The following is a 19,025-nucleotide window of genomic DNA, read 5'->3' as shown; positions in this document are numbered from 1 at the left end:
TGGCCCGTTACAGACTCGCAGGCCCGGTAGTGATTACCGGGCATTTTGCGCAATTACTGCTTCGCGCCTTCAACAGCCTCACGAGCTAGTTTGGTTATGCGATCGTAATCACCCGCTTCCAGCGCATCTGCCGGAACCAGCCAGGAACCGCCGATGCACAGTACGCTTTTCAGTGCCAGATAATCACGGTAATTCGCCGGAGAGATACCACCGGTTGGGCAGAAACGGACCTGTGAGAACGGACCCGCAATCGCCTGCAGCGCTTTAGTACCGCCGTTCGCTTCCGCCGGGAAGAATTTGAACTCTTTCAAACCGTAATCCATACCCAGCATCAGTTCAGAAACGGTGCTGATACCCGGGATTAACGGAATAGTGCCTTCGGTTGCGGCTTTCAGCAGCGGTTCGGTCAGGCCTGGGCTAATAGCAAATTGCGCCCCCGCTTCGGTAACTTCAGCCAGCTGTTGTGGATTCAGTACGGTACCCGCACCAACGATAGCGTCCGGAACTTCTTTGGCGATCGCGCGAATGGCATCCATCGCACATGCGGTACGTAAGGTCACTTCCAGAACGCGCACGCCCCCTGCAACCAGCGCTTTTGCCATTGGCACCGCGTGCTCCAGTTTATTAACCACGATAACCGGTACAACCGGGCCAGTGGTCAGGATTGCTTCTGCACTTGTCTTCCAGTTTTTCATCAGAGTTTTCTCTCGCCTGATTACAAAATAAGTCTTAAAAAGTGATACAGGTTGCGCCCTGCTCCGCACCGGACAGCTTTTCACGCAACGCGCTGAACATTTCACGGCCAGTACCCACGCGCGATGCGCTGAGGTCAGGAATGTGAGGCTGACGAGAAGCAAGTTCCTCTTCATCAACCAGCAGCGTTAATTCACCTGTCTGTCCATTCACACGAATGATGTCGCCATCGCGTACTTTTGCCAGCAGCCCGCCATCATAGGCTTCCGGAGTTACATGGATTGCTGAAGGCACTTTACCTGAAGCACCTGAAAGTCGTCCATCAGTAACTAACGCTATTTTGAAACAACGGTCCAATAATACACCAAGTGGCGGCATGAGTTTATGTAATTCTGGCATTCCGTTCGCTTTTGGTCCCTGATGACGCACAACCACCACGCAATCCCGGTCAAGCAGACCCGCATCAAACGCCGGTAACACATCGTGCTGACTTTCAAAGACAACCGCCGGTGCTTCGATGATCTGGTTTTCTACCGGAACCGCCGATGTTTTCATCACCGCTCGGCCAAGGTTTCCGCTCAGCACTTTGGTGCCGCCATGATGAGAGAAAGGTTGGTCAAAGGTGGCAATCACGTTGCTGTCCAGCGACTTCGCCGCCCCTTCACGCCAGTCCAGTTCACCATTGTTAAGCCACGGCTCCATGGTGTAGCGTGATAAACCGAATCCAGCGACGGTGTTCACATCTTCATGCAGCAGACCCGCGTTAAGCAGCTCACGCATTAATACCGGTACCCCACCCGCCGCCTGGAAGTGGTTAATGTCTGCCGGTCCATTCGGGTACAGACGCGCCATCAGCGGCACGATATCGGACAGATCGGAGAAGTCGTCCCAGTTAATGAGAATACCGGCTGCGCGCGCCATGGCCACCAGGTGCATCGTATGGTTGGTTGAGCCCCCGGTCGCCAGCAGCGCGACAATCCCGTTCACTACCACTTTTTCATCGATCATTTTACCGATCGGCATCCATTCATTGCCGTTGCCGGTCAGGCGCGTCACCTGACGGGCTGCTGCTGCGGTTAGCGCTTCACGCAGCGGCGCATCTGGGTGCACAAATGAGGAGCCTGGCAATTGCATCCCCATAAACTCCACCACCATCTGGTTGGTATTTGCTGTGCCGTAGAACGTACAGGTTCCCGGTGCGTGATAAGACGCCGCCTCGGATTCAAGAAGCGCCATACGATCGACTTTACCTTCAGCATACAGCTGACGGATACGCACTTTTTCTTTGTTCGCCAGACCGCTCGCCATAGGACCGGAAGGGATAAATATTGAAGGCAGATGCCCAAATGACAGTGCCGCCATCACCAGACCTGGAACAATTTTGTCGCACACGCCGAGGAACAACGCGCCGTCGAACATATTGTGGGAAAGGCCCACCGCAGCCGACATCGCAATCACTTCACGACTCAGCAGGGACAGTTCCATCCCATCCTGTCCCTGGGTCACACCATCACACATAGCCGGCACACCGCCTGCGACCTGGCCTACCGCATTGGCTTCATGCAGCGCTTTACGAATGATGGCCGGATAGTGTTCATACGGTTGATGCGCGGAAAGCATGTCGTTATAGGAGGTAATAATCGCGATATTGTTACGCAGCATGCTTTTCAGCGAAGCTTTGTCGTCCGGCTGACACGCGGCAAAACCATGGGCAAGGTTACCGCATGCCAGCTGTGAGCGATGAACGGTAGTTGATTTCGCTTGTTCAATACGGGCGAGGTAGGCGGAACGTGTGTCACGAGAACGTTCGACGATACGTTGTGTTACGCGTAACAAATTCGGATTCATAGAGGCTCCTGAAATTTATCTGTCAGAGCGTTGGATTAACAATGTGCTTCAGATGGGTTAAAAACAGCTGAATCGCTTGTTAGCCGTAGCTCAAGGGCAAAATCGTTTCAGGCAGTGTAATAAAAAAAGCCCCGCGGGTGAATCCACACGGAGCTTAAAAGTGCAAAAATTATTCTACAATCTGTGTTAGATCATGTTACCGGTAAAATAACACCAATGGGCTAGATGACATTTTACTCGAATTCGTTCCAGGAACGACCATCACGGGTGATCATGGCCACAGAAGCAACCGGTCCCCAGGTACCTGCCTGATACGGCTTCGGCGCGTCGTTGTCCATCGCCCAGGCTTCAGTAATCGAGTCGACCCACTTCCATGCTTCTTCAACTTCATCACGACGCACAAACAGCGCCTGGATACCACGCATCGTCTCGAGCAGCAGGCGCTCATAGGCATCAGCAAGGTGCGTCTGATTGAAGGTTTCGGAATAGCTCAGGTCAAGCTTGGTAATTTGCAGATTATGTTTATGATCCAGACCAGGCACTTTGTTAAGTACCTGGATATCAACACCTTCATCAGGCTGCAAACGAATGGTCAGCTTGTTCTGCGGCAGATCCTGCCAGGACTCTCTAAACAGATTCAGCCCAGGCGTTTTGAAGTAAACCACGACTTCTGAGCACTTCGTCGGTAAACGTTTACCGGTACGCAGATAGAACGGAACGCCCGCCCAGCGCCAGTTATCGATATCCACACGGATCGCCACAAACGTTTCCGTATTGCTGCTCTTGTTCGCGCCTTCTTCTTCCAGGTATCCCGGCACTTTTTTGCCCTGGGCAAAGCCTGCGGTGTACTGACCGCGAACCGTTTTTTCACGTACGTTCGAACGATCGATGCGACGCAGCGATTTCAGCACCTTCACTTTTTCGTCACGGATGCTGTCGGCGCTCAGATCGGACGGCGGAGACATCGCGATCATGCACAGAATTTGTAGCAGGTGGTTCTGAATCATGTCGCGCATTTGACCGGCCTGGTCAAAATAGCCCCAGCGACCTTCAATACCGACTTCTTCAGCCACGGTAATTTCTACGTGATCAATAGTGCGGTTATCCCAGTTGTTCACAAACAGGGAGTTAGCAAAACGCAGTGCCAGCAGGTTCAGAACCGTCTCTTTGCCGAGATAGTGGTCAATACGATAAACCTGACACTCTTCGAAGTACTCGCCAACCTGATCGTTGATCTCCCTGGATGTCGCCAGCGACGTGCCCAGCGGTTTTTCCATCACCACGCGGGCGGGTTTAGCATTCAGCTTTGCTTCACCCAGGCCTTTGCAGATCGCGCCAAAGGTGCTCGGCGGCATCGCAAAATAGTTAATGGTGGTACGCGATTTTTGATCCAGCATTTTGCCCAGACGTTTGAACGCGGCAGTGTCATTGACGTCCAGATTACAAAACTCCAGACGACCACTGAGGGTTTCCCATAAACCTTCATCGATCTTTTCTTTCATGAAGGTTTCGAGCGCTTCGCGCACAACCTTGGTATAGGCTGCTTTGTCCCAGTCGGCACGCCCTACTCCGATGATACGGGTTTCCGGGTTAATCTGACCGGCCTTTTCCAGTTGATACAGGGAAGGCAGCAATTTCCGCCGCGCCAGGTCGCCCTTCGCGCCGAAAATGACCAGGTCACATGCCTGGGCTGTTTGCGTTACCGCCATGTCATTCTCCTCAATTAAGTACCTGGTGCTTCTGCCAGACACTGGTTGTAATTTTATTACAGTGCACTGTACTGCTTTTACGTGAATCCGGAAACCGTAAACGCTTATCCAGCCGTGCTGTTACCGCGAACAGACGCTTAATTGTCGTTTACCGCAGCAAAATGGACAAAAAAGTCGCCTTTTTTCGTACCCATGACGAAGTAAGAAAACCAGACTCCGATCATGTAATGAAAAAAAACAACAACTATCCTGTCCATTTTGCCCCGTTGCCGCATCAGCAGGGGTAATATCTATACACTGAATTATGCCCCGATTTCCCCTTATTGCTGAAATCGTTTTGTCCATGACCCATGAGTCTACCTACATCATGAATATGCTGGAAAAAATCCAGTTAAAACTGGAACATTTGAGCAAGTCAGAGCGTAAAGTCGCCGATATCATTATTGCCTTTCCCGAGCGGGCAATCCATTCAAGCATCGCCGCGCTTGCCGCTGAGGCCGATGTCAGCGAGCCGACGGTTAACCGTTTCTGTCGCAGTATGGACACACGCGGCTTCCCTGATTTTAAACTGCATCTGGCGCAAAGTCTGGCCAATGGCACTCCTTATGTTAATCGCAATGTGGATGAGGATGACAGCGTAGAATGTTACACGGGGAAAATCTTCGAGTCAGCGATGGCAAGTCTCGACCACGTCCGCCAGTCGCTGGATAACGCGGCGGTAAACCGGGCGGTAGATTTGTTAACCCAGGCGAAAAAAATTGCCTTCTTTGGCCTGGGTTCTTCCGCTGCAGTCGCGCATGACGCGATGAATAAATTTTTCCGATTTAACGTACCGGTAATCTATTCCGACGATATTGTTCTGCAACGCATGAGCTGTATGAATTGTAGCGACGACGACGTCATTGTGCTTATTTCTCACACCGGAAGAACCAAAAGTCTGGTTGAGCTGGCGCAGTTGGCCAGGGAAAACGACGCGATGGTTATCGCCCTCACATCTCCCGGCACGCCGCTGGCGCGTGAAGCAACGCTGGCAATTACCCTCGATGTACCGGAAGATACTGACATTTATATGCCCATGGTCTCTCGACTTGCTCAACTGACCGTGATAGATGTGCTGGCTACAGGATTTACTTTGCGCCGTGGGGCAAAATTTAGAGATAACTTGAAGCGTGTCAAGGAAGCGCTCAAGGAATCGCGTTTTGATAAAGAATTACTCATCAAGAGTGATGACCGCTAAAAGCAATAACAATGTTCTACCCTTTTATCATCCGGGTTGTTCATTTTACCGTTAATGTTTGAGAACGGCCGGATTAATGTTCACGCAACACCAAGTTGTTTCAGTCAACGGAGTATTACATGTCCAGAAGGCTTCGCAGAACCAAAATCGTTACCACGTTAGGCCCGGCAACTGACCGCGATAACAACCTTGAAAAGATTATCGCCGCGGGTGCGAACGTTGTACGTATGAACTTTTCTCACGGCTCTCCAGAAGATCACAAATTGCGGGCGGATAAGGTCCGTGAAATTGCCGCAAAACTGGGACGTCATGTAGCTATATTAGGTGACCTGCAGGGACCTAAAATCCGCGTTTCTACCTTTAAAGAAGGTAAAGTATTCCTTAATGTTGGCGACAAGTTTCTGTTAGACGCCAACCTTGGCAAAGGCGAAGGAGACAAAGAAAAAGTCGGCATTGATTATAAAGGGCTGCCTGCTGACGTCGTGCCTGGTGATATCCTGCTGCTTGATGACGGTCGCGTTCAGCTCAAGGTGCTCGAAGTTCAGGGCATGAAAGTCTTCACCGAAGTGACCGTTGGTGGCCCGCTGTCTAATAACAAGGGCATCAACAAACTGGGCGGCGGCCTCTCTGCTGAAGCTCTGACCGAAAAAGACAAAGCCGACATTATCACCGCCGCGCAAATCAGCGTTGACTATCTGGCCGTCTCCTTCCCACGCTGCGGCGAGGATCTGAACTATGCCCGCCGTCTGGCGCGCGACGCTGGCTGCGATGCGAAAATCGTCGCCAAAGTAGAACGTGCAGAAGCCGTCTGCGACCAGAATGCGATGGATGACATCATTCTGGCTTCCGACGTAGTAATGGTGGCGCGTGGCGACCTGGGCGTTGAAATTGGCGATCCTGAGCTGGTAGGCATTCAGAAAGCATTAATTCGTCGCGCGCGTCAGCTGAATCGGGCAGTTATCACCGCTACCCAGATGATGGAGTCGATGATCACCAACCCAATGCCGACCCGTGCAGAAGTAATGGACGTGGCGAACGCCGTCCTTGATGGTACCGATGCCGTTATGCTCTCTGCAGAAACAGCAGCAGGTCAGTATCCGGCGGAAACCGTCGCGGCAATGGCCCGCGTTTGTCTGGGCGCGGAGAAAATCCCAAGCATCAATGTCTCTAAACACCGCCTTGACGTGCAGTTTGATAACGTTGAAGAAGCCATTGCTATGTCAGCGATGTACGCCGCTAACCACCTTAAAGGGGTTACCGCTATCATCGCGATGACGGAATCTGGTCGTACCGCGCTGATGACTTCTCGTATCAGCTCTGGTCTGCCGATTTTCGCGATGTCTCGTCATGAGCGTACGCTGAATCTGACCTCCCTGTACCGCGGCGTCACCCCGGTTCACTTCGACAGCGAAACAGACGGTGTCGTTGCTGCTAATGAAGCGGTGAACTTGCTGCGCGATAAAGGCTATCTGGTTTCGGGTGATCTGGTGATCGTGACCCAGGGCGATGTGATGAGCACTATAGGCTCAACCAATACCACACGTATTCTGACCGTAGAATAAGTGACTCAAATATAAAAAAGCCTCTCGTTTGAGAGGCTTTTTTTATTTCTTCGGATAGAGATCTTTGCGCTTATAGGGCTCAATTTCGCCAGGTTTACGTGTCTTAAGCAGTTTCAAAATCCAGGTGTATTGTTCGACATGTGGCGTGACAAAAATCTCCACCTCTTCGTTCATTCGTCTGGCAATGGTGTGGTCATCCGCGGTCAGGATGTCATCCATCGGTGGACGAACATGAATCGTCAGCCGATGCGTTTTACCATCGTACACCGGAAACAGTGGCACGACGCGGGCGTGACAGACCTTCATCAGGCGACCAATCGCCGGCAACGTGGCTTTATAGGTAGCAAAAAAATCGACAAACTCGCTATGCTCAGGACCATGATCCTGATCCGGCAGGTAGTAACCCCAATATCCCTGACGCACGGACTGGATAAATGGTTTGATGCCATCATTTCGCGCATGCAAACGACCACCAAAGCGTCGGCGCACCGTGTTCCAGACATAATCGAATACCGGATTTCCCTGGTTGTGAAACATCGCAGCCATTTTCTGACCCTGGGACGCCATCAACATCGCCGGGATATCTACGCCCCAACCATGAGGAACCAGAAAGATCACCTTTTCATCGTTGCGACGCATCTCTTCAATGATTTCCAGCCCCTGCCAGTCAACCCGATTCTGAATTTTCTCCGGGCCACGTATCGCCAGTTCTGCCATCATGACCATCGCCTGAGGCGCAGTTGCATACATCTCATCAACAATGGCTTGACGCTCAGCTTCGCTACGTTCAGGAAAGCAGAGAGATAAATTGATCAATGCTCTGCGACGCGAGCTTTTTCCCAGTCTTCCGGCAAGCCGTCCGAGCTTTGCCAGAATAGGATCACGAAATGATGCTGGCGTTAACGCAATGCCAGCTATCGCCGCCACACCCAGCCAGGCGCCCCAGTAGCGCGGATGGCGAAATGATTTGTGAAACTCAGGGATATACTCAATATTCTTTTTTTTCGTTTCCATGCTCTTCCAGTGTCTGGTGCCGCGAAAAGTAAATCTGCTGATAGTGTAGCGGCGCACCGTGCGCCGTACAAAATAAAAAAGCCGGCACGCTATGCGTACCGGCTTTTTCAGTGTAGTAATTAATCGAAACGCAACTGAGGCACAACCTCTTTCACCTGTGCCAGGTAATCGGTACGATCTGAACCGGTCAGCCCTTCTGTACGCGGCAGTTTCGCCGTCAGCGGGTTAACAGCCTGTTGGTTAACCCAAACTTCGTAGTGCAGATGCGGACCCGTTGAACGCCCCGTATTGCCTGACAGTGCGATACGATCGCCACGTTTCACTTTTTGTCCTGGTTTGACCAACAGCTTACGTAAGTGCATATAGCGCGTGGTATAGGTGCGACCATGACGCACGGCAACATAATATCCGGCTGCACCACTGCGTTTGGCCACCACCACTTCGCCATCACCTACCGACAGCACCGGCGTCCCTTGCGGCATCGCAAAGTCGACGCCTTTGTGCGGCGCAACGCGCCCTGTCACCGGGTTCAGGCGACGCGGGTTAAAGTTTGAGGAGATGCGGAACTGCTTCGCCGTAGGGAAACGCATGAAACCTTTCGCCAGACCGGTACCGTTGCGATCATAAAATTTACCGTCTTCCGCACGGATGGCGTAATAATCTTTGCCTTCAGAACGTAAACGCACGCCCAGCAGCTGGCTTTGCTCACGTTTACCATCAAGCATTTCGCGCGACATCAGTACCGAGAACTCATCGCCTTTTTTCAGCTTGCGGAAATCCATCTGCCACTGCATGGCCTTAATGACTGCGCTGATTTCAGAGCTGGTCAGCCCGGCTTCTTTGGCGCTGGCGACGAAACTTCCGCCCACCGTGCCTTTGATTCGGCTGTTAACCCAATCGCCCTGCTGCATTTCACTGCTCATTTTGAAACCCGTCGCGGTGCGATCGTAAGTACGGGTTTCGCGGCGGGAAACTTCCCAGGTCAGACGCTGCAACTCACCTTCTGCGCTTAACGTCCAGGAAAGCTGCTGACCAATTTTCAGGTTTCGCAGTTCTTTGTCGGACGCTGCGAGCTGGCTGATGTCTCCCATATCGATGCCGTACTGATTCAGAATGCTGCTCAGCGTATCACCCGTGGAGACGACATACTCATGCACGCCAGCTTCACCAGACGTTTTGTCATCCAGTTCATCCTGTGGGATGGCTTCGTCTTCCTGAGCGGCCTGGTCGATAGGTTCACTGGCCTCAGGCAACAACGAGCGAATCTCGCTTTTTTCCAGCTCGATTGTTTTGACGATGGGGGCAGAATCGGGATGGTAAACATAGGGTCGCCAGACGGCGACAGCCAATGTCAGTACGGTAAGCGACCCCAGCATAACGCGATGGGGTCGCGGCAGATTATTAAATGCCAGAGCGACAGAGCGGGCTATCTGTTGCACGTATTCACTTCCTCATTAATCTCCTTTCAGGCAGCTCGCATACTGGTTGGCTAATTGGTTCAAAAACGCTGAATAGCTTGTTTTACCCAGTTTGATATTCGTTCCGAGCGGATCCAACGTTCCCATTCGAACGGATGTCCCTCTCGCAACAGCTTCAACGACCGCTGGCCTGAACTGTGGCTCAGCAAAAACGCAGGTTGCTTTTTGCTCAACCAACTGTGTTCTTATTTCATGTAAACGCTGCGCACCAGGTTGAATCTCAGGGTTCACGGTAAAGTGACCAAGCGGTGTTAATCCGTAGTGTTTTTCGTAATAGCCATAGGCGTCATGAAAAACGAAGTAACCTTTCCCCTTGAGCGGCGCGAGCTCGTTACCTACCTGCTTATCGGTTGCGGCTAATTGTGCCTCAAAATCCTTCAGGTTGGCGTCAAGTTTGGCTCGACTTTGCGGCATAAGTTCCACTAATTTTTCATGGATTGCAACCGCTGAGGCCCGCGCTATCTCTGGGGAAAGCCAAAGATGCATGTTGTAATCGCCATGATGGTGATGCTCGTCACTTTTTTCGCCGCCAGCATCATTGTGTCCATGATCGTCATCGTCGTCATCGGCACCTTTCATGAGTAACGGTTTCACGTCATTGAGCTGCGCAATCGTTACCTGTTTTGCGTTAGGAATATTCTTGACTGATTTTTCCATAAACGCTTCCATCTCAGGCCCAATCCAAACGACTAAGTCCGCGCCCTGTAAGCGTTTTACGTCTGAAGGACGCAATGAATAATCGTGTTCGGACGCCCCGTCAGGTAGCAAAACCTGGGTGTCAGTAACCCCGTCTGCAATGGCTGAAGCGATAAACCCCAGCGGCTTAAGAGAAGCCACGACAGTGGCATTTGCTGCCTGTGTTGCACTACCCCAAAGAGCAGCAGATAATGCTGCGAAAAGAAGCGTATTTTTATGTAACATAATGCGACCAATCATCGTAATGAATGCAAGAAATGTGATATTATAACATTCTATAACTTCTGCAAGACTAAAATTGATATGACGACTTTGGTTTCACTGGAAAATGTCTCGGTCTCTTATGGTCAACGCCGCGTCCTTTCTGACGTTTCGCTTGAACTTCGACCCGGTAAAATTTTGACGCTTCTCGGCCCTAATGGAGCAGGGAAGTCTACGCTGGTGCGCGTTGTATTAGGGCTGGTAGCGGCTGATGAGGGAGTTATCAAGCGTAATGGACAACTGCGGATTGGCTATGTGCCGCAAAAACTGTACCTCGATACTACGCTTCCGCTGACGGTAAGTCGCTTTTTGCGCTTACGTCCCGGCACCAAAAAAGAGGATATTCTTCCGGCGCTGAAGCGCGTTCAGGCCGGGCATCTGATGAATGCGCCGATGCAAAAACTCTCTGGTGGAGAAACGCAACGCGTCCTGCTGGCTCGTGCTTTATTGAATAAGCCTCAGTTATTGGTGCTTGACGAGCCAACCCAGGGTGTGGATGTCAATGGGCAAGTCGCACTTTACGATCTTATCGACCAATTGCGACGTGAACTGGATTGCGCCGTACTGATGGTTTCCCATGATCTGCATTTGGTGATGGCAAAAACCGATGAGGTACTGTGCCTGAACCATCATATTTGTTGTTCCGGCGCGCCGGAAGTGGTTTCCATGCATCCGGAATTCATCTCAATGTTCGGACAACGCGGCGCCGAACAACTCGGAATATACCGTCATAATCATAATCACCGCCACGATTTACAGGGTCGTATTGTCTTACGCCGGGGAAATGGTCACTCATGATTGAATTGTTATTACCCGGTTGGTTAGCCGGGATCATGCTGGCCTGTGCCGCTGGCCCGCTTGGCTCGTTTGTGGTCTGGCGTCGAATGTCTTATTTCGGTGATACACTGGCCCACGCGTCGCTGCTGGGGGTCGCCTTTGGCCTGCTTTTGGATGTAAACCCTTTCTATGCGGTAATCGCCGTCACTTTGTTGTTGGCTGGCGGTCTGGTATGGCTGGAGAAACGCCCTCACCTCGCGATTGATACCTTACTGGGCATTATGGCTCACAGTGCGCTGTCATTAGGGCTGGTTGTCGTTAGCCTGATGTCCAACATCCGAGTGGATCTGATGGCCTACCTGTTTGGTGATTTGCTCGCCGTGACGCCAGAAGATCTCATCTCCATCGCCATTGGCGTGGTTATCGTTCTGGCGATTTTGTTCTGGCAGTGGCGTAACCTGTTGTCGATGACCATCAGCCCGGATCTGGCATTTGTCGATGGCGTGAAGCTGCAACGCGTAAAGCTACTGCTGATGCTGGTTACGGCGTTAACGATTGGCGTGGCGATGAAATTTGTCGGGGCGTTGATTATCACATCATTGCTGATTATTCCTGCGGCCACCGCACGCCGTTTTGCGCGTACGCCAGAGCAGATGGCAGGTGTTGCCGTGGGCGTTGGAATGATAGCGGTTACAGGCGGTCTGACGTTCTCAGCGTTCTATGATACGCCAGCAGGGCCATCTGTGGTGCTGTGTGCTGCACTGCTGTTTATTTTCAGCATGATGAAAAAGCAGGCGAGCTGAATGTGTGCTGCCCGGTGGCGTTTCGCTTACCGGGCGTTGCATTGTTAAGGCATTGCCGGCGGCGTGATCCCGAAATGGTTCCAGGCACGCACAGTTGCCATACGTCCACGCGGCGTACGTTGCAGAAAACCTTGCTGAATCAGATACGGTTCCAGCACGTCCTCAATGGTTTCCCGCTCTTCCCCAATCGCCGCCGCCAGGTTATCCAGTCCTACCGGTCCACCGAAGAATTTATCGATAACCGCCAGCAGCAGCTTACGGTCCATATAATCGAATCCTTCCGCATCCACATTAAGCATATCCAGTGCCTGAGCGGCGATATCTGCCGAAATTGTGCCGTCATGCTTCACTTCGGCGAAATCGCGTACCCGGCGCAATAACCGGTTGGCGATACGCGGCGTACCGCGGGCGCGGCGAGCCACTTCCAGCGCGCCTTCTTCGCTCATTTCCAGCCCCATAAAGCGGGCGCTGCGCCCAACAATGTGCTGCAGGTCAGCCACCTGATAGAACTCCAGGCGCTGGACAATACCGAAGCGGTCACGTAACGGTGACGTTAACGACCCGGCGCGCGTTGTCGCCCCGATTAGCGTAAACGGCGGCAGATCAATCTTAATCGAACGTGCAGCCGGCCCTTCACCAATCATGATATCCAGCTGATAATCTTCCATCGCCGGATACAATACCTCTTCCACCACCGGTGACAGACGATGGATTTCATCGATAAACAACACATCGTGTGGTTCAAGGTTGGTGAGCATTGCCGCCAGGTCACCCGCTTTTTCCAGTACCGGACCGGAAGTGGTACGCAGATTAACACCCATTTCATTGGCAACAATATTGGCAAGCGTGGTTTTACCGAGGCCAGGAGGACCGAAAATCAGCAGATGGTCAAGCGCGTCACCGCGCAGCTTCGCCGCCTGGATAAAAATCTCCATTTGCGAACGCACCTGCGGCTGACCAATGTACTCTTCCAGCAATTTAGGGCGGATCGCCCGATCCACCAGATCTTCAGGGGTCGTGCTGACAGCCGAAATCAGACGGTCTGCTTCAATCATCCTCTACCTCACAGCGCAGCGCGAAGCGCTTCACGAATCAGGGTTTCACTGCTGGCATCAGGGCGGGCAATCTTGCTCACCATTCGGCTGGCTTCCTGTGGTTTATAGCCCAACGCCACCAGCGCAGCAACCGCTTCCTGCTCGGCGTCGTCCGTTACCGGACTTGCCGGCGAGGTCAGTACCAAATCCGCCGCCGGGGTGAAGAGGTCGCCATGCAGACCTTTAAAGCGGTCTTTCATTTCAACAATCAAACGCTCTGCGGTTTTCTTACCAATGCCTGGTAATTTCACCAGTGCGCCAAGCTCTTCGCGTTCAACGGCATTAACAAACTGTTGCGCAGACATACCGGAGAGGATAGCCAGCGCCAGCTTCGGTCCCACACCGTTAGTTTTGATTAACTCTTTAAACAGCGTGCGCTCCTGCTTGTTGTTAAAGCCATATAGCAACTGAGCATCTTCACGCACGACAAAATGGGTGAAGATGATGGCCTCTTGCCCGGCTTCCGGCAACTCGTAGAAACAGGTCATCGGCATATGAACTTCATAGCCTACCCCACCTGTCTCCAGAAGGACCAGCGGGGGTTGTTTTTCAAGAATGATGCCTCTGAGTCTGCCTATCACGTGACGCTCCTGCGTTAAGGGCTAAAAGGTAATGCGCTATCATAAAAAAAGGCTGGATAGATATCCAGCCTCATTTATCACTAACGTAACCGACCTCGCGCCAGATTCAGCCTCGATTCGCTCATTTGCATGGCGTTCTGACTGACGTGGCAGTGGGTTATGGCAATCGCCAGCGCATCCGCAGCATCCGCCTGCGGGTTCGCCGGGAGTTTTAGCAGCGTGCGTACCATATGCTGAACCTGACTTTTTCCGCGCTACCGATCCCCACCACTGTCTGTTTTACCTGACGGGCCGCATATTCAAACACCGGAAGATCCTGGTTAACGGCAGCAACGATTGCCACGCCGCGCGCCTGCCCCAGCTTGAGCGCCGAATCGGCGTTTTTTGCCATAAAGACCTGTTCAATGGCAAAGTAGTCCGGCTGAAACTGGGTGATGATTTCTGATACGCCCGCATAAATCAGCTTCAGGCGCGATGGTAAATCATCCACTTTCGTTCGAATGCATCCACTTCCCAGATAGGTCAACTGTCGACCGACCTGACGGATTACGCCATAACCGGTGATGCGCGACCCCGGGTCAATGCCGAGAATGATAGACATCACGCATCTCCTGTTAATTTATGGCTTAACCACATCATTCCAGCGTTGCAGCAACCTCATCTGAGATTTCGCCGTTGTGGTAAACTTCCTGCACGTCGTCACAGTCTTCCAGCATATCGATCAGACGCATCAGCTTCGGTGCTGTTTCTGCATCCATATCCGCTTTGGTGGAGGGGATCATCGACACTTCAGCCGCGTCCGCTTTCAGACCAGCCGCTTCCAGCGCATCACGCACTTTGCCCATCTCTTCCCACGCGGTATAAACGTCAATCGCGCCGTCGTCGAAGGTCACAACGTCTTCAGCACCCGCTTCCAGCGCTGCTTCCATAATGGCGTCTTCATCACCTTGTTCAAAGGATATCACGCCTTTTTTGCTGAACAGGTAAGATACGGAACCGTCAGTACCGAGATTGCCGCCCGTTTTCGTGAATGCGTGACGCACTTCCGCAACGGTGCGGTTACGGTTGTCAGACAGACATTCGATCATCACGGCTGTGCCGCCAGGACCGTAACCTTCATAGATGATGGTTTCCATGTTCGCATCATCGTCGCCACCCACACCACGCGCGATTGCACGGTTCAGGGTGTCGCGGGTCATGTTGTTAGCCAGTGCTTTATCAATCGCGGCGCGCAGACGTGGGTTAGCGTCCGGATCGCCGCCACCCAGTTTGGCTGCCGTCACCAGCTCACGAATGATTTTGGTGAAAATTTTACCACGCTTAGCATCTTGCGCTGCTTTACGATGTCTGGTGTTGGCCCATTTACTATGACCTGCCATAAATAATCTCTCCAAAAAGCGCGCCTTCTCAGGCGACGTTAATTACAAACTCTTCAATCGCCTGCCGGTTACTCCACGACTTGGTTAACTGCGCGGCTTCGAACGCATTAACCCAACGGTAGGTCAGATGTTCGGTGAACACGATCTCTCGTTCAGAGGGAAGTGCCAGGCAAAACCAGGATTCAGTATTACGCTCAATTCCCGGCGCGTAGCGATGACGTAAATGGCTAAAAATCTCAAACTCCACCGTGCGCTGGCAGTCAATTAAGGTCAGTTGCTCAGTCGCAACATCAATGGCGACCTCTTCCTTTACTTCGCGCATGGCGGCTTGCGACGCGGTTTCCCCCTCTTCGAGGCTGCCGGTGACCGACTGCCAGAAATCAGGATCGTCGCGTCGCTGTAACATCAGCACTCTCCCGGTGTCCTTTGCATAAATCACGACTAACACCGAGACAGGCTGTTTATATGTCATATCAGTTATTCTCGGCCTTCTTAACAACCTGAATGCTCAGTTCCGCCAGTGCAGCTTCGTTGGCAAAGCTTGGCGCTTCAGTCATCAGACACGCTGCAGCCGTGGTTTTCGGGAACGCAATAACATCACGAATATTGTCGGTACCGGTCAGCAGCATCGTCAGGCGATCCAGACCAAACGCCAGGCCTGCATGCGGCGGTGTACCGTATTTTAGCGCATCCAGCAGGAAGCCGAACTTCTCGCGCTGCTCTTGCTCGTTAATGCCCAGAATACCGAATACGGTCTGCTGCATATCACCATTGTGGATACGCACGGAACCACCACCCACTTCATAGCCGTTGATGACCATATCATAGGCGTTGGCGACTGCATCTTCCGGCGCAGCTTTCAGCTCGGCGGCAGTCATATCTTTTGGTGCGGTGAACGGGTGGTGCATTGCGGTCAGACCACCTTCACCATCGTCTTCAAACATTGGGAAGTCGATAACCCACAGCGGCGCCCATTTGGATTCGTCGGTCAGGTTCAGGTCTTTACCCAGTTTCAGACGCAGTGCGCCCATCGCGTCGGCAACCACTTTCTTGTTGTCAGCACCGAAGAAGATCATGTCGCCGTCTTGCGCAGCGGTACGTTCCAGAATCGCTTCCACGATTTCTGCGTTCAGGAACTTGGCAACCGGGCTGGTGATACCTTCCAGGCCTTTCGCACGCTCGGTGACTTTGATGTAAGCCAGACCTTTCGCGCCGTAAATCTTAATAAAGTTACCGTAATCGTCGATCTGCTTACGGCTTAAGCTCGCGCCGCCCGGTACGCGCAGGGCAGCCACACGGCCTTTCGGATCGTTCGCCGGACCAGAGAATACGGCGAACTCAACGCCTTTCACCAGATCGGCAACGTCAACCAGCTCCATCGGGTTACGCAAGTCTGGTTTATCAGAGCCGTAACGACGCTCAGCTTCGGCGAAGGTCATGATCGGGAAATCACCCAGATCCACACCTTTCACTTCCAGCCACAGATTACGTACCAGCGCTTCCATCACTTCACGCACCTGCGGTGCGGTCATGAAGGACGTCTCAACGTCGATCTGGGTAAATTCAGGCTGACGGTCAGCACGTAAGTCTTCATCACGGAAGCATTTTACGATCTGATAATAGCGGTCAAAACCAGACATCATCAGCAGCTGTTTAAACAGTTGAGGAGACTGCGGCAGCGCGTAGAACTTACCTTTGTGTACGCGAGAAGGAACCAGGTAATCACGCGCACCTTCCGGCGTCGCTTTGGTCAGCATTGGCGTTTCGATGTCGAGGAAGCCGTGGTCGTCCATAAAACGACGTACCAGACTGGTGATTTTGGCGCGCGTTTTCAGGCGCTGCGCCATTTCAGGACGACGCAGATCCAGGTAGCGATACTTCAGTCGCGCTTCTTCGGTATTTATGTGGTTAGAGTCCAGCGGCAGCGAATCTGAACGGTTAATGATGGTCAGATCGGAAGCCAGCACTTCAATTTCGCCCGTCGCCATATCAGCGTTGACGTTTTTCGCATCACGCGCACGCACGGTGCCCGTAACCTGGATGCAGAACTCATTACGCAGTTCGGAGGCCAGCTTTAACGCGTCCGCACGGTCCGGATCGAAAAATACCTGCACGATACCTTCGCGGTCGCGCATATCGATAAAGATCAGGCTACCAAGATCACGACGACGGTTGACCCAACCACACAGAGTCACCTGCTGCCCCTCGTGGGACAGACGTAGCTGTCCGCAATATTCTGTACGCATGAGATATCCCTTAACTTTGCCGCAGGCAGATTGTCACCTGTCTCGCAGATGACGAAGTCGCAGCTTTAGCTGAATGTCACAACTGAATGAAAAAAGGCGGCTATTATACTGGAAATTCTGCCGCACGATAAGTCCGGTACTGACTGTACGCCTGTTTCCTGGACGGGCATTGCGTAATCTCACAAAAAATAACAAAAATTGTCGCCCCTTTCACACTGATTCGCGATTAAGGTGTAACGGAATTCTTTTTTACTGGAGTAAGCATGCTGGAACTGAACGCAAAAACAAACGCCCTTGTCGTTATCGATCTACAGGAAGGGATCCTACCTTTCGCTGGCGGCCCACACTCGGCAAATGATGTGGTTGCCCGCGCTGCGCAGTTGGCGGAAAAATTCCGTGCCCATGGTTCCCCGGTTGTGATGGTGCGCGTCGGCTGGTCTGACAATTATGCCGAAGCGCTGAAACAACCGGTTGATGCTCAGACTCCGGCCAAAGCATTACCTGAAAACTGGTGGGATTACCCGACTGCTCTGGGGAAATGTGCCAGCGACCTTGAAGTAACCAAACGCCAGTGGGGTGCGTTCTATGGCACCGATCTGGAATTACAACTGCGTCGCCGGGGTATCGATACCATCGTCCTGTGCGGTATATCCACTAATATTGGCGTGGAGTCCACGGCGCGAAATGCATGGGAGCTGGGTTTTAATCTGATCGTTGCAGAAAACGCCTGTAGCGCCGCCAGCGCTGAGCAACATCAGGGCAGCATGACGCACATATTCCCGCGCATTGCCCGCGTACGCAGCGTGGACGAGATCCTGCACGCGCTATGATTTATATCGGTTTACCCCAATGGTCGCACCCAAAGTGGGTGCGTCTGGGGATCACCAGTCTGGAAGAATATGCCCGCCATTTTAACTGTGTGGAGGGCAACACCACGCTGTACGCACTGCCAAAAGCCGAGATTGTTGCGCGCTGGCATGCGCAGACCACCGATGCGTTTCGATTTTGTTTTAAGTTTCCGGCCACCATTTCGCATCAGGCTGCGCTGCGTAATTGCGATAACCTGGTGCAGGAATTTTTCGCGCGCATGTCGCCGCTGGAATCACGCATTGGACAATACTGGCTGCAATTACCCGCGACTTTTGGCCCACGCGACTTGCCTGCCTTATGGCAGTTTCTCGATGTGCTCCCTAAATCATTTACCTACGGTGTAGAAGTTCGCCATCCTGAATTCTTTGCCAAAGGCGAAGCAGAGCAGCTATTCAATCGTGGTTTACACGAGCGCGGGGTAAACCGGGTGATTCTGGACAGCCGTCCGGTGCATGCCGCAATCCCTCATACTGAAGCGATACGTGACGCTCAGCGTAAGAAACCAAAGGTTCCGGTGCATGCGGTGGTGACGGCAAACCATCCGATGGTACGTTTTATCGGCAGCGATGATATGGCACAAAACAGCGCACTTTTCGCCGTCTGGCTGACCAAGCTGTCGCTATGGCAGCAAACCTCAACGCCGTATCTGTTTCTACATACGCCGGATATCGCGCAGGCCCCGCAGCTTGTCGATACGCTATGGGCAGATTTACACAGCGCCCTGCCAGAGATCGGATCAGCACCTTCTATTCCACAGCAATCTTCTCTTTTCTGACA

Annotated in this window: 17 protein-coding genes and 1 pseudogene; 6 read left to right on the top strand and 12 right to left on the bottom strand. The window is 52.5% G+C overall.

Going from position 1 to position 19,025, the window contains the following annotated elements; genetic code table 11:
* Positions 1–53: 53 nt before the first annotated feature.
* The 3 genes from kdgA to zwf all read right to left on the bottom strand — a co-directional run bounded on the left by kdgA (position 54) and on the right by zwf (position 4,250).
* On the bottom strand, positions 54–695 hold the full coding sequence (gene kdgA / locus NMD08_RS10745) for a bifunctional 4-hydroxy-2-oxoglutarate aldolase/2-dehydro-3-deoxy-phosphogluconate aldolase (RefSeq protein WP_003034901.1): 642 nt from the start codon (positions 693–695) through the stop codon (positions 54–56).
* 34 nt (positions 696–729) lie between these two features.
* Complete coding sequence (gene edd / locus NMD08_RS10740) at positions 730–2,541, bottom strand: phosphogluconate dehydratase (RefSeq protein ID WP_151219483.1); 1,812 nt, start codon at positions 2,539–2,541, stop codon at positions 730–732.
* A 233-nt stretch (positions 2,542–2,774) separates the two neighbouring features.
* The gene (gene zwf, locus NMD08_RS10735) at positions 2,775–4,250 is read right to left on the bottom strand and encodes a glucose-6-phosphate dehydrogenase (RefSeq protein ID WP_187252270.1); all 1,476 of its coding nucleotides are present in this window, start codon (positions 4,248–4,250) and stop codon (positions 2,775–2,777) included.
* 367 nt (positions 4,251–4,617) lie between these two features.
* Here zwf and NMD08_RS10730 point away from each other — a divergent pair, with 367 nt between their 5' ends.
* Both NMD08_RS10730 and pyk read left to right on the top strand, forming a co-directional pair.
* A complete protein-coding gene (locus NMD08_RS10730; protein WP_151219514.1) occupies positions 4,618–5,487 on the top strand; it encodes a MurR/RpiR family transcriptional regulator in 870 nt (289 codons plus the stop codon).
* A 119-nt stretch (positions 5,488–5,606) separates the two neighbouring features.
* Positions 5,607–7,049 (top strand): pyruvate kinase, encoded by a 1,443-nt coding sequence (pyk, locus tag NMD08_RS10725; protein WP_003034890.1) that lies wholly within the window; start codon positions 5,607–5,609, stop codon positions 7,047–7,049.
* A 42-nt stretch (positions 7,050–7,091) separates the two neighbouring features.
* On the opposite strand, the gene lpxM is transcribed toward pyk, so the two are convergent.
* The 3 genes from lpxM to znuA form a co-directional block, all read right to left on the bottom strand.
* On the bottom strand, positions 7,092–8,063 hold the full coding sequence (lpxM, locus tag NMD08_RS10720) for a lauroyl-Kdo(2)-lipid IV(A) myristoyltransferase (protein ID WP_187252269.1): 972 nt from the start codon (positions 8,061–8,063) through the stop codon (positions 7,092–7,094).
* Between the two features lie 119 nt (positions 8,064–8,182).
* Positions 8,183–9,502 carry a murein DD-endopeptidase MepM gene (mepM, locus tag NMD08_RS10715; protein ID WP_151219485.1) on the bottom strand — a complete coding sequence of 440 codons (1,320 nt, stop codon included), beginning with the start codon at positions 9,500–9,502 and terminating at the stop codon, positions 8,183–8,185.
* Positions 9,503–9,517: 15 nt separating this feature from the next.
* On the bottom strand, positions 9,518–10,462 hold the full coding sequence (gene znuA, locus NMD08_RS10710; protein WP_151219486.1) for a zinc ABC transporter substrate-binding protein ZnuA: 945 nt from the start codon (positions 10,460–10,462) through the stop codon (positions 9,518–9,520).
* A 78-nt stretch (positions 10,463–10,540) separates the two neighbouring features.
* Between znuA and znuC the strand changes: the two genes are divergently transcribed.
* Together znuC and znuB are read left to right on the top strand one after the other, a co-directional pair.
* Positions 10,541–11,296, top strand: coding sequence for a zinc ABC transporter ATP-binding protein ZnuC (gene znuC / locus NMD08_RS10705; RefSeq protein WP_006684140.1), 756 nt, complete (start codon positions 10,541–10,543; stop codon positions 11,294–11,296).
* The gene (gene znuB / locus NMD08_RS10700; RefSeq protein WP_003034874.1) at positions 11,293–12,078 is read left to right on the top strand and encodes a zinc ABC transporter permease subunit ZnuB; all 786 of its coding nucleotides are present in this window, start codon (positions 11,293–11,295) and stop codon (positions 12,076–12,078) included. Before znuC ends, znuB begins: the two co-directional genes overlap by 4 nt.
* A gap of 44 nt (positions 12,079–12,122) precedes the next feature.
* Here znuB and ruvB read toward each other — a convergent pair whose 3' ends face one another.
* The 6 genes and pseudogenes from ruvB to aspS form a co-directional block, all read right to left on the bottom strand.
* Positions 12,123–13,133, bottom strand: a complete 1,011-nt coding sequence (ruvB, locus tag NMD08_RS10695) for a Holliday junction branch migration DNA helicase RuvB (RefSeq protein ID WP_151219487.1) — start codon at positions 13,131–13,133, stop codon at positions 12,123–12,125.
* An 8-nt stretch (positions 13,134–13,141) separates the two neighbouring features.
* The gene (gene ruvA, locus NMD08_RS10690; protein ID WP_005120694.1) at positions 13,142–13,753 is read right to left on the bottom strand and encodes a Holliday junction branch migration protein RuvA; all 612 of its coding nucleotides are present in this window, start codon (positions 13,751–13,753) and stop codon (positions 13,142–13,144) included.
* Between the two features lie 80 nt (positions 13,754–13,833).
* A pseudogene (gene ruvC, locus NMD08_RS10685) lies at positions 13,834–14,354 on the bottom strand (crossover junction endodeoxyribonuclease RuvC).
* A gap of 34 nt (positions 14,355–14,388) precedes the next feature.
* A complete protein-coding gene (locus NMD08_RS10680) occupies positions 14,389–15,132 on the bottom strand; it encodes a YebC/PmpR family DNA-binding transcriptional regulator (protein ID WP_151219515.1) in 744 nt (247 codons plus the stop codon).
* 28 nt (positions 15,133–15,160) lie between these two features.
* Complete coding sequence (gene nudB / locus NMD08_RS10675) at positions 15,161–15,604, bottom strand: dihydroneopterin triphosphate diphosphatase (RefSeq protein WP_151219488.1); 444 nt, start codon at positions 15,602–15,604, stop codon at positions 15,161–15,163.
* Between the two features lies 1 nt (position 15,605).
* The gene (gene aspS / locus NMD08_RS10670; RefSeq protein ID WP_370620126.1) at positions 15,606–17,378 is read right to left on the bottom strand and encodes an aspartate--tRNA ligase; all 1,773 of its coding nucleotides are present in this window, start codon (positions 17,376–17,378) and stop codon (positions 15,606–15,608) included.
* 263 nt (positions 17,379–17,641) lie between these two features.
* Here aspS and NMD08_RS10665 point away from each other — a divergent pair, with 263 nt between their 5' ends.
* Both NMD08_RS10665 and NMD08_RS10660 read left to right on the top strand, forming a co-directional pair.
* Positions 17,642–18,208 carry a hydrolase gene (locus NMD08_RS10665; RefSeq protein WP_370620125.1) on the top strand — a complete coding sequence of 189 codons (567 nt, stop codon included), beginning with the start codon at positions 17,642–17,644 and terminating at the stop codon, positions 18,206–18,208.
* The gene (locus NMD08_RS10660) at positions 18,205–19,023 is read left to right on the top strand and encodes a DUF72 domain-containing protein (protein WP_210905213.1); all 819 of its coding nucleotides are present in this window, start codon (positions 18,205–18,207) and stop codon (positions 19,021–19,023) included. The genes NMD08_RS10665 and NMD08_RS10660 overlap by 4 nt, the downstream gene beginning before the upstream one ends.
* Positions 19,024–19,025 lie beyond the last annotated feature (2 nt).

It is taken from the genome of Citrobacter meridianamericanus (assembly GCF_041320245.1).
GTDB lineage: Bacteria > Pseudomonadota > Gammaproteobacteria > Enterobacterales > Enterobacteriaceae > Citrobacter > Citrobacter meridianamericanus.
The sequence above is the reverse complement of the archived record's forward strand: the minus strand, read 5'-3'. Positions and strand labels throughout refer to the sequence as shown.

Coding starts and splice junctions, on each gene's coding strand:
- kdgA (WP_003034901.1), bottom strand. CDS start 695: ATGAAAAACTGGAAGACAAGTGCAGAAGCAATCCTGACCACTGGCCCG.
- edd (WP_151219483.1), bottom strand. CDS start 2,541: ATGAATCCGAATTTGTTACGCGTAACACAACGTATCGTCGAACGTTCT.
- zwf (WP_187252270.1), bottom strand. CDS start 4,250: ATGGCGGTAACGCAAACAGCCCAGGCATGTGACCTGGTCATTTTCGGC.
- NMD08_RS10730 (WP_151219514.1), top strand. CDS start 4,618: ATGAATATGCTGGAAAAAATCCAGTTAAAACTGGAACATTTGAGCAAG.
- pyk (WP_003034890.1), top strand. CDS start 5,607: ATGTCCAGAAGGCTTCGCAGAACCAAAATCGTTACCACGTTAGGCCCG.
- lpxM (WP_187252269.1), bottom strand. CDS start 8,063: ATGGAAACGAAAAAAAAGAATATTGAGTATATCCCTGAGTTTCACAAA.
- znuA (WP_151219486.1), bottom strand. CDS start 10,462: ATGTTACATAAAAATACGCTTCTTTTCGCAGCATTATCTGCTGCTCTT.
- znuC (WP_006684140.1), top strand. CDS start 10,541: ATGACGACTTTGGTTTCACTGGAAAATGTCTCGGTCTCTTATGGTCAA.
- znuB (WP_003034874.1), top strand. CDS start 11,293: ATGATTGAATTGTTATTACCCGGTTGGTTAGCCGGGATCATGCTGGCC.
- ruvB (WP_151219487.1), bottom strand. CDS start 13,133: ATGATTGAAGCAGACCGTCTGATTTCGGCTGTCAGCACGACCCCTGAA.
- NMD08_RS10680 (WP_151219515.1), bottom strand. CDS start 15,132: ATGGCAGGTCATAGTAAATGGGCCAACACCAGACATCGTAAAGCAGCG.
- nudB (WP_151219488.1), bottom strand. CDS start 15,604: ATGACATATAAACAGCCTGTCTCGGTGTTAGTCGTGATTTATGCAAAG.
- aspS (WP_370620126.1), bottom strand. CDS start 17,378: ATGCGTACAGAATATTGCGGACAGCTACGTCTGTCCCACGAGGGGCAG.
- NMD08_RS10665 (WP_370620125.1), top strand. CDS start 17,642: ATGCTGGAACTGAACGCAAAAACAAACGCCCTTGTCGTTATCGATCTA.
- NMD08_RS10660 (WP_210905213.1), top strand. CDS start 18,205: ATGATTTATATCGGTTTACCCCAATGGTCGCACCCAAAGTGGGTGCGT.